This window comes from Alkaliphilus peptidifermentans DSM 18978 (assembly GCF_900101495.1).
GTDB lineage: Bacteria > Bacillota > Clostridia > Peptostreptococcales > Natronincolaceae > Alkaliphilus_C > Alkaliphilus_C peptidifermentans.
Genome location: NZ_FMUS01000004.1, coordinates 159298 through 173030, shown reverse-complemented (window position 1 = coordinate 173030; position 13733 = coordinate 159298). Strand labels below are relative to the sequence as shown.

General features: G+C 33.6%; 19 protein-coding genes. 16 read left to right on the top strand and 3 right to left on the bottom strand.

Annotated features, from left to right (window positions below):
- Positions 1 to 7 precede the first annotated feature (7 nt).
- From BLP68_RS04805 to BLP68_RS04790, 4 genes are all read left to right on the top strand, one after another.
- Entirely contained in the window at positions 8 to 2842 is a 2835-nt protein-coding gene (locus tag BLP68_RS04805) for a DUF8195 domain-containing protein (RefSeq protein WP_091540680.1), read from the top strand.
- Between the two features lie 413 nt (positions 2843 to 3255).
- A complete protein-coding gene (gene obgE, locus BLP68_RS04800; protein WP_091540678.1) occupies positions 3256 to 4542 on the top strand; it encodes a GTPase ObgE in 1287 nt (428 codons plus the stop codon).
- A 22-nt stretch (positions 4543 to 4564) separates the two neighbouring features.
- Positions 4565 to 4747, top strand: a complete 183-nt coding sequence (locus BLP68_RS04795) for a hypothetical protein (RefSeq protein ID WP_091540675.1) — start codon at positions 4565 to 4567, stop codon at positions 4745 to 4747.
- A gap of 17 nt (positions 4748 to 4764) precedes the next feature.
- On the top strand, positions 4765 to 5061 hold the full coding sequence (locus BLP68_RS04790; protein WP_091540673.1) for a YhbY family RNA-binding protein: 297 nt from the start codon (positions 4765 to 4767) through the stop codon (positions 5059 to 5061).
- A gap of 81 nt (positions 5062 to 5142) precedes the next feature.
- Here BLP68_RS04790 and BLP68_RS04785 read toward each other — a convergent pair whose 3' ends face one another.
- Positions 5143 to 5610 (bottom strand): DUF3189 family protein, encoded by a 468-nt coding sequence (locus BLP68_RS04785; protein ID WP_091540671.1) that lies wholly within the window; start codon positions 5608 to 5610, stop codon positions 5143 to 5145.
- 196 nt (positions 5611 to 5806) lie between these two features.
- Between BLP68_RS04785 and BLP68_RS04780 the strand changes: the two genes are divergently transcribed.
- The 3 genes from BLP68_RS04780 to BLP68_RS04770 all read left to right on the top strand — a co-directional run bounded on the left by BLP68_RS04780 (position 5807) and on the right by BLP68_RS04770 (position 7497).
- The gene (locus BLP68_RS04780) at positions 5807 to 6244 is read left to right on the top strand and encodes an NUDIX hydrolase (protein WP_091540669.1); all 438 of its coding nucleotides are present in this window, start codon (positions 5807 to 5809) and stop codon (positions 6242 to 6244) included.
- 147 nt (positions 6245 to 6391) lie between these two features.
- Entirely contained in the window at positions 6392 to 7045 is a 654-nt protein-coding gene (locus BLP68_RS04775) for a YigZ family protein (RefSeq protein WP_091540666.1), read from the top strand.
- Positions 7046 to 7092: 47 nt separating this feature from the next.
- Positions 7093 to 7497 (top strand): CoA-binding protein, encoded by a 405-nt coding sequence (locus tag BLP68_RS04770; protein ID WP_091540663.1) that lies wholly within the window; start codon positions 7093 to 7095, stop codon positions 7495 to 7497.
- A 38-nt stretch (positions 7498 to 7535) separates the two neighbouring features.
- Here the strand turns inward: BLP68_RS04770 and BLP68_RS04765 are convergent, their stop codons facing one another.
- Both BLP68_RS04765 and BLP68_RS04760 read right to left on the bottom strand, forming a co-directional pair.
- Complete coding sequence (locus tag BLP68_RS04765; protein ID WP_091540661.1) at positions 7536 to 7901, bottom strand: sulfite exporter TauE/SafE family protein; 366 nt, start codon at positions 7899 to 7901, stop codon at positions 7536 to 7538.
- The gene (locus tag BLP68_RS04760; RefSeq protein ID WP_091540657.1) at positions 7898 to 8260 is read right to left on the bottom strand and encodes a sulfite exporter TauE/SafE family protein; all 363 of its coding nucleotides are present in this window, start codon (positions 8258 to 8260) and stop codon (positions 7898 to 7900) included. The genes BLP68_RS04765 and BLP68_RS04760 overlap by 4 nt, the downstream gene beginning before the upstream one ends.
- Positions 8261 to 8405: 145 nt before the next feature.
- On the opposite strand from BLP68_RS04760, the gene cysK reads away from it, so the two are divergent.
- The 9 genes from cysK to BLP68_RS04720 all read left to right on the top strand — a co-directional run bounded on the left by cysK (position 8406) and on the right by BLP68_RS04720 (position 13731).
- A complete protein-coding gene (gene cysK / locus BLP68_RS04755) occupies positions 8406 to 9329 on the top strand; it encodes a cysteine synthase A (RefSeq protein ID WP_091540655.1) in 924 nt (307 codons plus the stop codon).
- A 119-nt stretch (positions 9330 to 9448) separates the two neighbouring features.
- Positions 9449 to 10192: an NAD(+) synthase gene (nadE, locus tag BLP68_RS04750; protein ID WP_091540654.1), complete on the top strand. Its 744-nt coding sequence runs from the start codon at positions 9449 to 9451 to the stop codon at positions 10190 to 10192.
- A 131-nt stretch (positions 10193 to 10323) separates the two neighbouring features.
- Complete coding sequence (locus tag BLP68_RS04745; RefSeq protein WP_091540651.1) at positions 10324 to 11043, top strand: YebC/PmpR family DNA-binding transcriptional regulator; 720 nt, start codon at positions 10324 to 10326, stop codon at positions 11041 to 11043.
- A gap of 326 nt (positions 11044 to 11369) precedes the next feature.
- Complete coding sequence (locus BLP68_RS04740; RefSeq protein WP_091540649.1) at positions 11370 to 11678, top strand: nucleoside triphosphate pyrophosphohydrolase; 309 nt, start codon at positions 11370 to 11372, stop codon at positions 11676 to 11678.
- A gap of 14 nt (positions 11679 to 11692) precedes the next feature.
- Positions 11693 to 12295, top strand: a complete 603-nt coding sequence (locus tag BLP68_RS04735) for a 3'-5' exonuclease (protein ID WP_091540646.1) — start codon at positions 11693 to 11695, stop codon at positions 12293 to 12295.
- Between the two features lie 26 nt (positions 12296 to 12321).
- On the top strand, positions 12322 to 12588 hold the full coding sequence (locus tag BLP68_RS04730) for a hypothetical protein (protein WP_091540644.1): 267 nt from the start codon (positions 12322 to 12324) through the stop codon (positions 12586 to 12588).
- A gap of 164 nt (positions 12589 to 12752) precedes the next feature.
- Entirely contained in the window at positions 12753 to 12872 is a 120-nt protein-coding gene (locus BLP68_RS22420; protein ID WP_408606022.1) for an LDCC motif putative metal-binding protein, read from the top strand.
- A gap of 17 nt (positions 12873 to 12889) precedes the next feature.
- Positions 12890 to 13123, top strand: coding sequence for a DUF2933 domain-containing protein (locus BLP68_RS04725; protein WP_091540641.1), 234 nt, complete (start codon positions 12890 to 12892; stop codon positions 13121 to 13123).
- Positions 13124 to 13521: 398 nt separating this feature from the next.
- Positions 13522 to 13731 carry a hypothetical protein gene (locus BLP68_RS04720; protein ID WP_091540640.1) on the top strand — a complete coding sequence of 70 codons (210 nt, stop codon included), beginning with the start codon at positions 13522 to 13524 and terminating at the stop codon, positions 13729 to 13731.
- Positions 13732 to 13733: the final 2 nt, after the last annotated feature.

Genomic DNA, 13733 nt, shown 5'->3' with positions numbered 1-13733 from the left:
TAGAAAATTGAAATATAATAACAAAATCACCATATCAGTTTTAATAGCTATCCTCCTGTTAAGCATAACCATATCCCATGCCAATTTTGAATTTGGAGGATTAGACTATATCAATACTCAGGGAAAGGTTGTTTCCTTCGGAGGAAACCTATGGAACGATAACTACTCTAAAGGTACGGCAATATTCCCGTTGGCTAAAGCATGGGAGCCTGTTGATGTAGGGTTAAATGATGGACAACCACTAATAATTGATAATTTAATATTTACACTGGGAGGAACTTCTGCGGTTGCAGTGAGGAAAGACACAGGGGAAATTTTAAATCAAGTTAATCTACAATCAATATACCCTCACTACAGTTCGGGTTCACTCTTTGCCCTAAAGCATTCAAATAACCAGTATCAATTAATATCTCCATCTAAGGATGGTAGAGTCATAAGCTTTACCGCCAATATAGTTAGAGATACAGAGGGTAATCCAACAGGTGTTAACTTCCTGCCCCATTGGTCCTTTAGTGTAACTCAGCTAAATAGAGAAGAATTAGAAATCACATCAAAAATATTAACTCAAAATGCTACTATATTGGTGGATTCCAATTCTTCTTTAAATAAGGTCTATGTAGGGTTTGGTACAGATACAGGACATATGGTGGTACTGGACTCCAGTAGTGGTACTCCCTTAACTAAGGGCCGAGTTTTAGTGGATAGTGTTCTAGGAAGTGGTAGTGGAATAACCTATAGAAACTTTGACCATATAATTTTTTCTGCCAATAAAGGAGACACTGGAGGCTTTGTAGGAGCCAGTGTATCTAATGGAGTTTTAACACCTAATTTAAAGGTCAAGGATGATATTCATGTTGATGGTATCATTGGACCTATGGCATATGCAGTAATAGACAACTACTTCTCAGGCGGTACAAATGGGATGTTAGTAGCTCAAGATAAACTGGGAAGAATCATAGGCTATGACACCACAAATGACAAACTCCTCTTTATAATAGACCATTTTGAAGGTAATAAAACCATGAATGGTATATCGATAGCAGGAAAGTATCTATTATTAACCTTTGCTGAAGATATTAACGGTAGAGCAAAAACAGTATGTATTAACTATGAAAAGGCTATAGAAGAAGCCCAATATGATGAAGATAAAAGGGCCAATTACTCTACTTTATTTGAAAATACCTTTGCTTCAAATACTTATTCAAGTGCAATAGCACTATCTGTAGCAGAGCAGGAATTTGATAGTATAGGAAATATTAAAGAGACAATATATAGGGAAGTGTTTTTAACTGCCCATAGGGGAACTAAATCACCACAAAAAAACTTAAATATGTTCTATTTAGACCAATATAATGCTTCAACTAAGAAACCTATATCAGTACCATATGCTTTTCAAATAATGGAGAGTGAAGGGGTATATAAAACAGTTGATGGACTCCATATAGAAGGTGGAGTGTTTTCTCAAATCTCCTACGGAGAAGGCTATTTAGTATTTATAGATGGACTTGGAAAGCTAAATGCATATACAGCAATAAAAGAGAACAATTTAGCATTAGTTAATTTTGAGAATACAGCTGATTTACTGGAGAAGGGAGAAACCTATCAAGCAATAGTGGATGTTGTAAACTATACAGGAGAAAATCAAGATAATATTCCTATTGAGTATTGGATAAATGGTACAAGGGTACATGAAGATAGACTTAGCTTTGGAGCTGATGGAATAACAGTATACTTCCAATACACAGTACCCATCGACTTTGATGAAGACTCTATAACAATAGAGGCAAAGCTCAATATGAAAACCCCTAGAACATTAGAGGAAACCACCTATGATGATAACATAGCTGCCATTACTATGGAGGTATTACAGCAGGAGGAATTAGACCTTGAGGTCACCCATATAACCCATAGTAGATTCTATAAGGGACAATATGGAACAGTTAATGTACACGTTAGAAATAATTCAGACCAAACAATATATAACCCATCGGCACCTGTAAGAATGAGAATTGCTGGAACAACTGCAGAATTTGTCCAACATATTAATTTACCACCAAAGGCTGCTGGAACTGTAAGCTTTAGATTACAAGTACCAAATGAAGAAAGAGACTTTACAATCATAGGAGAGATAAATCATACAAGGGTATATGTAGAAACCGATTATACCAACAACACAAAGAGTAAAGTGGCCAGTATTATAGGAGTTACACCCTCAACTGGATGTGTAACTGATTATACAGAGTGGATTGAATATCGAAGTGTTGAAGGATATTCATCAGGCTCAAAGGTTAAAGAACATTGGACACAGGTATTTTCCCACTACGATGAAGAAGAGGAAGAAGTAGGAACAGATGCAGATGGAGAACCAATTTATAGAACCAGGAGAACCCCCGTATATGTTCCAAAGCTGATTGGCTGGGATGTACAATTCTACGCATCATCGGGAGCTTCAATGTCAGTGTCTCCCACTACAATTAAAACAGGCTATGGTATAGAAGTAGAGGCAGAAACATGGGTTATCACCAATTATGATAGACCCTGGATATTATCCAATATGCAAAATGTATATGCTTATTTTTCTGACGGAACTTCTGTAGCTATGATACCACAGGGCAGTACCTCAAGCATAGATAATTTGAAGTGGATACTTCCACAAAATCACGCTTCGGTATTTGCACAACGACGACATTATATACCTATAGAATGGCCTGATGGAAACTATAAAATTAATATATTTGCTGATAATGCCAATACTCCAGGAGGCACCTTGTGCAGTGATGCTAGTCAAACCATAACTATTCAAGGAACCATGTACGAGGATGATCATACGGGGATTAGATAGAAAATGAAAATCCTCCATCTTCTTCGTTGCTGCAAAAACCCAGCACCCTCACGTATTATGTATACGCAGCGTTGGCTGGGTTTTCTTGTGCCTCGAATCTGAAGAATTTTGAACAGTCTGGATATTGTTGACTTTTTCAACAACCTCAGAGGGCTAATAAGCCCTCTTTATGTAGTATTTCAATATCTTTCTTTAGAATTAATAACAGAGCTGCGTTTTATTATATTTTAGTTAATCCAGAATATTTTTTTAGCTAATGTATAAAATTTTATTAATTATCTCTTAATAGCTGGATATAATAAATATAGTTGACAGCAGTAATTTACTTGATATAATAAAGTTATTGAAATTATGAAAGTTAACTAAAATATGGTTTTATTTACATATTAAACTAGAAGATTAAGGGTGATGTGATGTTTATAGATAAGGCAGTTATAAATTTGAAGGCAGGTAAAGGCGGCGATGGTGCTGTTGCCTTCAGACGTGAAAAATATGTTCCAGCAGGCGGTCCAGCTGGTGGAGATGGTGGTAAAGGTGGTAATATAGTATTTGTTGTGGATGAGGGTATGAAGACATTAATGGACTTTCGATATAAAAGAAACTACAAAGCTGAGCATGGTGGAGATGGTAAAAATAAAAACATGTTTGGTAAAGATGGCGAGGATATGGTATTAAAGGTACCGCCTGGTACTTTAATTAAGGATGAAAAAACTGGGCAAATTCTTGCGGATTTAACAGATAAGAATAAGAGAGTTATCATCGCTAGAGGAGGAAATGGTGGTAAGGGTAATTCTCATTTTGCTACAGCCACTCGGCAAGCACCCAATTTCGCCATAGCTGGAGAAGTTGGCGAAGAAAAAACAGTTATATTAGAATTGAAGTTAATAGCTGATGTAGGTTTAGTTGGATTCCCCAATGTTGGTAAATCAACTCTGTTATCTGTTGTTACAAGTGCTACTCCCAAAATAGCAAATTATCATTTCACCACATTAGCACCAAATCTAGGGGTAGTTACAACTAAGTATGGAGATAATTTTGTTCTGGCAGATATTCCCGGTCTTATAGAGGGTGCCCATGAAGGTACAGGCTTGGGTCATGCTTTCTTAAGGCATGTTGAACGTACTAAGCTATTAATTCATGTTATTGATGTTGCCGGTGTTGAAGATAGAAATCCTATCGAGGATTTTGATAAAATTAATGAAGAGCTTAGGCTTTATAACTTAAATTTAACTGATAAGCCTCAAATTGTTGCAGCTAATAAAATGGATATTCCCGGTGCTGAAGAAAATTTGGAAAAACTCAAAAGTGTGCTTAAGGAAAAAGCTATAGAAGTATTCCCAATTTCTGCAGCCACCAGAAAGGGTATAGACGATTTAATGGTTTATGCTGCCAAAAGATTAAAGGAAATTGAAGAAAGTCGGCCTATAGTGACAGAAGCGCCGGAAGAAGAAAAAATTTACCGTTTTAATCCAGAGGAAGAAAAACTATTTACAATCACCAGAGATAATGATACTTATATAGTAGAGGGTAAATTTGTAGAAAGATTAGTTAATTCTACAAACTTTGATGATATGGATTCATTGGCTTATTTCCAAAAAGTTCTACGAAAGAGGGGAATCATTGATGAATTAAAGGAGATGGGTATCAAAGACGGTGATATGGTTAAAATTGATAGCATTGAATTTGAGTACTATGATTAGAGACGGGGGTTAAGTTGTAGTTATGGACTGTATTAATTGTGAAAATTGTAAACTAGACACAAAAACATATTTTTGTCTAGCAAAAAATGATTTTGTTATTAATGAGCAGACTTCGACTATTGAAAAAGTAAGAACCGGCTGGAAAAAGGGCGTTAAAGAATATGAATCCCATAGAAGAAAAATCAGAAAAGAAGTAGAGGCATAGAGAGAAGGAGTAGATCAATGTTAACTGGAAAACAAAGAAGCTATTTAAAAGGAATAGCTAATAGCGAGAAACCAATTACCCAAATAGGTAAGTCTGGGGTAACAGATAGCTTTCTAGAACAATTAGATTTAGCATTAGAGGCAAGAGAAATAGTAAAGATTAGTATTTTGGAAAGTAGCTTACTAGATGCAAAGGACACTGCAAATGAGGTGGCTGAGCAATTAGATGCGGAGTTTGTTCAAGCAATAGGCAATAAATTTGTAATTTATCGCAAGTCTACTAAAAATCCAAAAATTCAGCTGCCAAAAAGCTAGTAGTATTTTGTAATAGCAACGGCTACTAAAAATATTAAATCTCAAGAGAATCCAAGTTTAAAGGATTCTCTTTATTTTGATTTATTTATCTAAAGTATCCAAGCTTTTTTTTGTCTCTTCTACTATTTTCACTATATTGAAATAGGTTTGAATGGTACCTCGTGCTACTATTGGCCTACCAAAGCTGACCCAATTAAACCGCCTAGAGGTCATGCCGCCTAATCTCATCAAAAAATTAACCGTTGATAGGGTAGAAACAATAACTAAGTCATCAATATTACCCTTTAACATTTTCCAAGTGTCTTCAACTACTGGTACCACCAAATGGGGGACAAACTGACGTCCCATGGTATAAATTTTATGACCCCTTTCATCAGTACCTCTGTAAATAATTTTACCTCTATCCCTTACTGTAATGGTATCGTAGTAGGGTATATTAAGTAAATCTGAAACTGTAGGTTTCTTATCAAGGGGCAATCTATTTAAATGTATTGTAGCAGCAACAACTGAAGAATGGGCACCACCTACACAATGATAAATAATATGCATATTGGAATTCACCTTTCTTATTGTATTTATTATATTATGATTTCTAATAATAATAAGAATTATAAGATATAATAAATAAAATTAAGATATTAAAATTAAAATCAATATTATTTGTGTAAATTTTCAGAAAAGAAGTTGTAAAAATCCATATCTTGGTGTAAAATAGTAATAAGAACAATGGAAGGAGGACTGCCCTATGCTTTTTAGAAATTGTGCTGGTGGTGTAGTGTTTTATGCAAATCAGGTTTTGGTGATTAAAAATGAAAAGAACGAGTGGGTACTACCTAAAGGATTAATTCGTAATGGTGATCTTTCGTCGGATGTAGCGTTAAAGCGTGTTAAAGCAGAAACAGGAGTTGATGCTGAAATACTATCGACAGCCGGAGAAACCAGTTACGAATTTTTTTCTATTTCAAGACAAAAGCCCGTAAATAATAGAATCATTTGGTACATTATGCAAGCAAGCTCAAAGGAAGTTGAAATTGATAAAAACCTTAGATTTAAGGATGGTGGTTTTTATCCTGTAGATAAGGCTCTTAAGCTGATTACCTACAGTCAAGATAAGTCATTAGTCAGTCTGTCCTATAAAAAGTACAAAGAATTAATGAAGGAAAAGTCAGTAGTAGCTATTTAAGATGATTTTTTTAAAATGGGAGCAGCTTTTGCTGCTTCTTTTTTATTGCTTTGGAGCGTGCGATATAAGTGGATAAATAATGAAGAGTTTTGATGTCTTTATGTAGTTTATGGTATAATAATTCCAAAAATAAAAGGCAGTGATAATGTGGCAGAAGTTTATAAAACTATTCTTAATTCACATATTGATGAAATAACAATAGAAAGATCAAGATTTATTGGATATGCTTCTCCAGTTAATTCTGAAGAGGCAGCACTTGAGTTTATAAAAAATATTAAATTAAAGCACAGAGATGCAAATCATAATGTTTATGGTTACGTAATAGGCTTTAATAATGAAATTCAAAGATATAGTGATGATGGAGAACCCTCAGGAACCGCTGGGATACCAGTATTAGAAGTAATAAGGAAGGAAGACCTACGAAATGTAGTAGTTGTAGTAACAAGATATTTTGGAGGCATTAAGTTGGGAGCCGGAGGTCTTGTTAGAGCCTATACCAAAGGTGCTAAAATTGCCTTGGATGCTGGGAAAATTGTAACTAAAATAATGTATAGGCTTATTATACTTAATGTTGACTATACCCTTTTGGGAAAAATTCAAAATGATATTATGCAAAATGAGTTTATAATAAAGGAAATTGTTTATCAAGAGGATGTAGCCTTACATATATATGTTAAGAATAGCGAAGTTGAGAGCTTTAAAGGAAAAGCTATTGATTGGACCAATAATAGATGTGAGATAAGGGAAGGTCAAATGGAATACTTAACTGAGCTTAATGGGAAGATAATATTTGAAGAGTAATGCTATAGATTTTAGGGTATATAAATATAGACTTAGGAGGCGGTAGAATGGATAATGTAGAAAAAAATAAATTAGAAATGCTTGCTAAAAAAACATGGGCAGTGGTTGGTGTAACACCAGTACCAGAAAAATTTGGCTACAAAATATTTAATAAGCTAAAGAGTCATAATTATGAAGTATATGGTGTTAATCCTAAATATGATGAGGTTGAAGGTGAAAGGCTATACAAAAGCTTAAAGGAGCTACCTCTAATACCTGAATGTGTTAACATGGTAGTAAATCCTAAGGTAACCCTATCTATGCTAGACGAAATACATAGCTTGGGAATAAAATATGTTTGGTTTCAACCCGGAACCTTCGATGAAGCTGTAATTGATAAGGCAGAAGAATATGGCTTTAATTATGTATATTATGACTGTGTACTTGTTGCTCTAGATAGTAAAGAATCATAAAAAGATGAAATTTTTTCAGCGATCTGAGAACAGCTTTTTTAGCTGTTCTTTTTTTCTTTTACCTTATAAAAGAACTCATATATTCCCATAATCAATAGAAAAACACCAAAGAGTTTTTTCAAAGTATCAGAGGGGATTTTCAAGGCAATACTAGAACCAAACCACGCCCCCAGTAAACCAAATATTATAATGGGTACTCCAACCTTATAATCAACATTCTTGTTTTTAGTATGGACAAAAAGGGCAATAATAGCGACTGGGATAAAGGAAATAAGGTTAATGCTTTGAATTGTTTGCTGCTTAAGATCAGTGATAAATATAAGACCTGGTATCAAGATGGTACCTCCCCCAATACCCATGCCACCTATGAAACCAGATATTAAACCTAATAATATTAAAATCACGAAAACACCATCCTTAAGGCTGCTAGAATCATAAATAACCCAAAAATTTTTCTCAAGTAGTTGGCAGAAAACAGACAGAGGCATTTAGATCCTATATAACTACCTACTACGCCACCTAAAATAATCTTTAAAGTTACGTCAAGGGCAGCAAATCCGCTTTTATAATATATATAACTGCTAACCAAAGCAAAGGGAAGGATTATAGATATGGCTGTTGCATGAGATTTGTGCTGAGACACACCGAAAACAAAATACAATGCAGGCACAATGATGGTGCCACCACCAGCACCAAAAAGTCCATTAATTATTCCGGCAACCATACCAACAGCTGCAATTTTAAACCAATAGGATGTACGCATATGGAGGTCACCTCATTGAAAACTTTAAAATTAATTTATCCACAAAAAAAATAAATATTCATGATCATTTAATTGACATTTATTGAAGTGTTACATATAATAGTCTTAAATACATATCAAAATAGTCGGAAATGGAGTGATAATAATGAAAAAAGTGAATTTCATTTATGAATTAATTGGTGAAACACCTATAGTTAAGCTAAATAGGATTATTGAAAAGGATATGGCTGACATATATTTAAAGCTTGAATTTTACAATCCTGGCTCTAGCGTTAAGGATCGTATAGCACTCAGTATGATAGAAAAGGCTGAAGAAGAGGGTCAATTAAAGGAAGGCTCAGTAATTGTTGAGCCCACCAGTGGTAATACAGGTATTGGTTTAGCAATGATAGCAGCTTCAAAAGGATATAAAATTATATTAGTAATGCCTGATACAATGAGTATAGAGAGAAGAAAGCTTCTAAAGGCATATGGTGCACAGCTTATTTTAACTCCTGGTGAAAAAGGAATGAAGGGAGCTATCGAGAAGGCTGAAGAACTATCTAAGGAAAACAATTACTTTATGCCTCAGCAGTTTGAAAATCTCGCTAATCCTCAAACTCATAGAGAAACAACAGTAGAAGAAATATGGAAACAGATGGATGGGAAGATTGATGCCTTTGTAGCAGGTGTAGGTACTGGTGGTACCATAACAGGTGTGGGAGAGGTATTAAAGAAGAAGAATAAGGATATAAAAATTGTAGCAATAGAACCTGACAAATCCCCAGTATTATCAGGAGGCCAACCAGGACCCCACAAAATACAAGGTATTGGCGCAGGCTTTATTCCGTCAATATTAAATACTGATGTAATTGATGAAATTATGACAATTGATGATGATTCTGCTATGGAAATGGCAAGAAAGGTTGCTTCAACTGAAGGGATTTTAGTAGGGATATCATCTGGTGCTGCAATCTTAGGAGGATTAAAGGTTGCAAAGGACTTAGGTAAAGGGAAAAATGTAGTTGTTGTTATACCATCCAATGGAGAAAGATATTTAACCACAGCCTTGTTTAACTTTGAAGATTAATTAAGAATAAGCTCCTTAAAAGGGGCTTATTTTTATGGTATAATATATTATTAAATATTCCACCAATCTTTTGTGTAGAGAGGGTTGGTTAAATGTACGGAAAGGAGCTGCTTACATAAATGAGTATAGAAAGAAAAATAGAAAAGGTTGTTGCTTGGCTGCAGCAAAAGGTAGAAGAATCTGGTACAAAGGGTATTGTTGTGGGAATTTCTGGAGGTATTGATTCTGCTGTAGTAGCAAATTTAATAAAAAAAGCCTTCCCAGAAAATTCTTTAGGTGTAATATTACCTATAAAAAGCAGTCCTAAGGATGTTATTGATGGAAGGTTGGTAGCAGAGAAAGCGGGAATCAAAAACATGACTATTGACCTTACTCAGGAGCATTCTGAAATGTTATCTAAAATATTTGATTCTCTATTGCAACAAAACTTATTTGAAGAAAAAAATCGAAGAATAACAGATGCAAATCTTAGAGCTAGATTAAGAATGACCACACTATATGGTATAGCAAATCAATTGAATTATTTAGTTGCAGGTACTGATAATGCTGCTGAAGTATATACGGGCTATTTTACAAAATATGGTGATGGAGGAGTAGATATACTACCCATAGCCACTTTAAAAAAATATGAAGTTTATGAATGGGCGAAAGCTCTAGGTGTACCTAAGGAGGTGCTTGATCGTGAGCCTTCTGCAGGTTTGTGGGAAGGTCAAACAGATGAAGAAGAAATGGGAACCACCTATTCACTAATAGACGCACACCTTGAAGGCAAAGAAATACCTAAAAAAGATCTTGAAATCATTGAAAGGTTACATAGAATATCAGAGCATAAAAGAGTGATGCCTCCCTTTCCAGAGATATAACGAAAAAATTGCATATGATTATAAATTATGCTAAAATAGATTTGCCTTTGTTGATTCTATAAGGTTATTTAAAGAATTAATACATGATATATATATAACAGAGTAAGAGGTAGATAAGGAGAGGATATTTCATGGGACGGATCGGCAATATAGTAGACAGAAAAAATAAACAAGATTCAAAAAAAGCAAAAATCTATACAAAAATGGCAAGGTTAATCACTGTAGCAGCTAGAGAAGGCGGAGGAGATCCTGAGTATAATGCTAAACTAAAAACTGCAATTGATAAGGCTAAAGCTTCAAATATGCCAAACGATAATATAGATAGAGCAATCAAAAAGGGAATTGGTGACCTTGGAGGAGACAGCTTTGAGCATATAACATATGAAGGCTATGGACCTAGTGGTGTGGCCGTTATACTGGAAATATTAACAGACAATCGAAATAGAACAGCTGGAGAAATTAGACATGCCTTTGACAAAAATGGAGGTAATTTAGGAACATCAGGATGTGTAGCATTTCTATTTGATCAAAAAGGTCAGATCATTATAGAAAAGGATGATTCTATTGATGAAGAGACATTAATGATGATGGCAATCGAAGCAGGGGCTGAAGATTTTATTCCTGCTGAAGAAGCATACGAAATAATAACAACTCCAGAGGATTTCATTACTGTAAAAAATACATTGCAAGCAGAAGGCTTTAGCTTTTTCAGTGCCGACATAGCATACATCCCTCAAACAGAGGTAGCACTACAGGGTGACGACATTAAAAAAATGAATAAGCTAATAGATATGCTTGAGGACAATGATGATGTTCAAGAGGTTCATCATAATTGGAATGAAGTGGAGTAAAAACGAAATAATATACAAAACCATTGAACCGAACTGTTAAAACCAATGTTAAACACCTTCTTAAGAGAATGTTTATTATCAATATTCCATAAGAAGGTGTTTTCTTTATTAGATTAGTTTCATTTTATTACATAATAGCTGCTTTTCGCTTTATTAGTTGATGATGGTGAGGACACATGAAACCTATAAAAGCAAACAGTTTTGGGATGAAATATTGCTTTCATAAGATTACAGATGATTAACCATTGTTAGTAAAGAAGTTTTGCAATAGTTTAATATTATAGTAAAATATAGTAGACAATTTAAATTGGGAGGATATTTTTCTTATGATAATTTATAATAAATTAATAAGGGATAGAATACCTGAGATAATAGAGAAAAGTGGGAAAAAATTTACCATAGAGAAGTTAAATGATGAGGAGTATTTGAAATGCTTAAATTTAAAGCTACAGGAAGAATTAAATGAATACCTAGAAGACAACAGTGTTGATGAGTTGGCAGATTTAGTAGAGGTGATTCATGCTATATTAAAGCATAAGAATGTTAGTTATTCTGACTTTGAAAAGATTAGATTAGATAAAAAAGGGAAAAGAGGAGGATTTGAAGAAAAACTATTTTTAAAAACCGTAGAATGAGCAGGTGATATTATATGAAATATATTATTTTTGATTTGGAGTTTAATTCAGCATTTAAAATTGACCGAAGAACAAAGAAGCTGATGAGAGGAAATACAAATCCACTATGTCCTCAAGAAATAATTGAAATTGGCGCAGTAAAAGTAAATTCAGAGTTTGATGTTATTGATACCTTCAAAATGTTTGTTAAACCACAATTATATATAAAGGTTCATCCTAAAGTAAAGCAAAAGACAGGTATTACTAAAGAAGATTTATTAGATGGGATATCATTGGAGGATGCTATTGAATCCTTTAAAGGATGGATAGAGGATGATGACTTTATACTGTGTTCTTGGGGACAGGATGATATAAAGGAACTTAAAAGGAATTGTGAATTTTTCAAAATAGAAATGAATTGGATTAAGAGATATTGCGACATACAAAGAATGTGTATGGAATATCTTGAATTACCAAAAGGAATGCAGATAGGGTTAAAAAAAGCGGTTGAAATGTTTAATATCGACGTGGATAATAAGTTTCATAAAGCTCTAAATGATTCAATTTACACATCTAAAGTTCTAAAAGCCTTTAATAATGAAAATAGCAAAATACATGAAATAAAATATGAAAACTAAGCAACAATATTATTGAGGTGATAATTTTGGATATTGAAGGAATTAAGAATGTGAGATATGATGCAGGCTTTGTTGACGTATTGTTAAAGGTACGAATTAACAGTAACGATGCCAATAGGTGGGAGTTAACAGACCCAGTTGTGCAGGCTGTTTATAGAAAAGATGGAAATAATCAATTAGACTATATGGAGCTAATCGATAATGGCATGGCTGTTCATGGATATGATTTTACAGAGGAAGAACAAAATAAGATATTCAGTTATATTGAAAAAAAATGTATTGCAATAATATGATCCACCAGCTTAGCTGGTGGATCATATTATTTACTAGTAATTTAAATTTTTAAGAAATACAGAGCTTTATAAAAGTTGGCATAAGGTTTGCATTAATATTTAGTTATGAAAAGAGGGAGGTTATTAAATAATATCAAAAACTAGTAGATGTAAGGAGTGTTTGTATGAAAAAGTGGTTTATGAAACTGTTGAAATCAATTGGAAATGCGAATAAGAGTAATTTTGGGGATCAAAAGATGGATTGCTGTGATCTAAATAAAAGTAAAAACAAAAAAAATAAATAAAAAGGAGCTGTTTTGATATGAATCATAATGAACATGGAAAAAAACACGGAATTTTAATGATTTTATGTTGTTTAATACCCTTACTGCTTATATTAGCAATACCGAGGTTTGGAATCGAGCTGGGGCCTTTGACTAGATTAGCACCCTTCGCAATGATTTTAATATGTCCACTTATGCATATTGGAATGATGTTCTTCATGTTTAAAGGCAAAAAAGGTGATTGCCATCAGGAGAATCCTCAAAGTAAATAGTTAAATGGATAAAATAGAAATATGAGAGAGCCGGTTGGTTCTCTTGTTTTTTAAAACTAATTGTAGCATATACTACAAAGGAAGTGGTATATGTCTCAATTTTCTTCTTTAATACTTCTAAAAAAACAAGGTAAATTTGATAAAATTCAAATGGATAATATTATTTAATATATGAAGAAAGGATGATAATTGTGGATAATTATATAATTGCTGCTCTTGTAGTGTTTATTCTTTTTAGGATGATACGAGGTGGGGGTTGCTGTGGTAGCTCTAGGAAAACCAAAGAAAATAGCAATTGTTGCAACGAAAAGGATCAAAATGAATTATAATGTGTAAGCTATTAAAATAAAACTGCAATAATAACCTGTAGCTTATGCTACAATAGAAGGGTGAAGAAAATGCCTATTTTAGCATGTGTTGCTATATCAATAATTATATATGCATTACTGGTTTATAGTATGAATCAAAGTAAGGATATAGATCTAATGAAAGTTGACCTATTTAATGAAGAGGAAAGCTTATCGATTAAATGTGAAAATTGTAATAAAAGCTTTAAAAAAACCTTTAGATATTGTCCATTTTGCGGGAGTATAAGAGAAATTGGGTGATT

Coding starts and splice junctions, on each gene's coding strand:
- obgE (WP_091540678.1), top strand. CDS start 3,256: ATGTTTATAGATAAGGCAGTTATAAATTTGAAGGCAGGTAAAGGCGGC.
- BLP68_RS04795 (WP_091540675.1), top strand. CDS start 4,565: ATGGACTGTATTAATTGTGAAAATTGTAAACTAGACACAAAAACATAT.
- BLP68_RS04790 (WP_091540673.1), top strand. CDS start 4,765: ATGTTAACTGGAAAACAAAGAAGCTATTTAAAAGGAATAGCTAATAGC.
- BLP68_RS04785 (WP_091540671.1), bottom strand. CDS start 5,610: ATGCATATTATTTATCATTGTGTAGGTGGTGCCCATTCTTCAGTTGTT.
- BLP68_RS04780 (WP_091540669.1), top strand. CDS start 5,807: ATGCTTTTTAGAAATTGTGCTGGTGGTGTAGTGTTTTATGCAAATCAG.
- BLP68_RS04770 (WP_091540663.1), top strand. CDS start 7,093: ATGGATAATGTAGAAAAAAATAAATTAGAAATGCTTGCTAAAAAAACA.
- BLP68_RS04760 (WP_091540657.1), bottom strand. CDS start 8,260: ATGCGTACATCCTATTGGTTTAAAATTGCAGCTGTTGGTATGGTTGCC.
- cysK (WP_091540655.1), top strand. CDS start 8,406: ATGAAAAAAGTGAATTTCATTTATGAATTAATTGGTGAAACACCTATA.
- nadE (WP_091540654.1), top strand. CDS start 9,449: ATGAGTATAGAAAGAAAAATAGAAAAGGTTGTTGCTTGGCTGCAGCAA.
- BLP68_RS04745 (WP_091540651.1), top strand. CDS start 10,324: ATGGGACGGATCGGCAATATAGTAGACAGAAAAAATAAACAAGATTCA.
- BLP68_RS04740 (WP_091540649.1), top strand. CDS start 11,370: ATGATAATTTATAATAAATTAATAAGGGATAGAATACCTGAGATAATA.
- BLP68_RS04735 (WP_091540646.1), top strand. CDS start 11,693: ATGAAATATATTATTTTTGATTTGGAGTTTAATTCAGCATTTAAAATT.
- BLP68_RS22420 (WP_408606022.1), top strand. CDS start 12,753: ATGAAAAAGTGGTTTATGAAACTGTTGAAATCAATTGGAAATGCGAAT.
- BLP68_RS04725 (WP_091540641.1), top strand. CDS start 12,890: ATGAATCATAATGAACATGGAAAAAAACACGGAATTTTAATGATTTTA.
- BLP68_RS04720 (WP_091540640.1), top strand. CDS start 13,522: ATGCCTATTTTAGCATGTGTTGCTATATCAATAATTATATATGCATTA.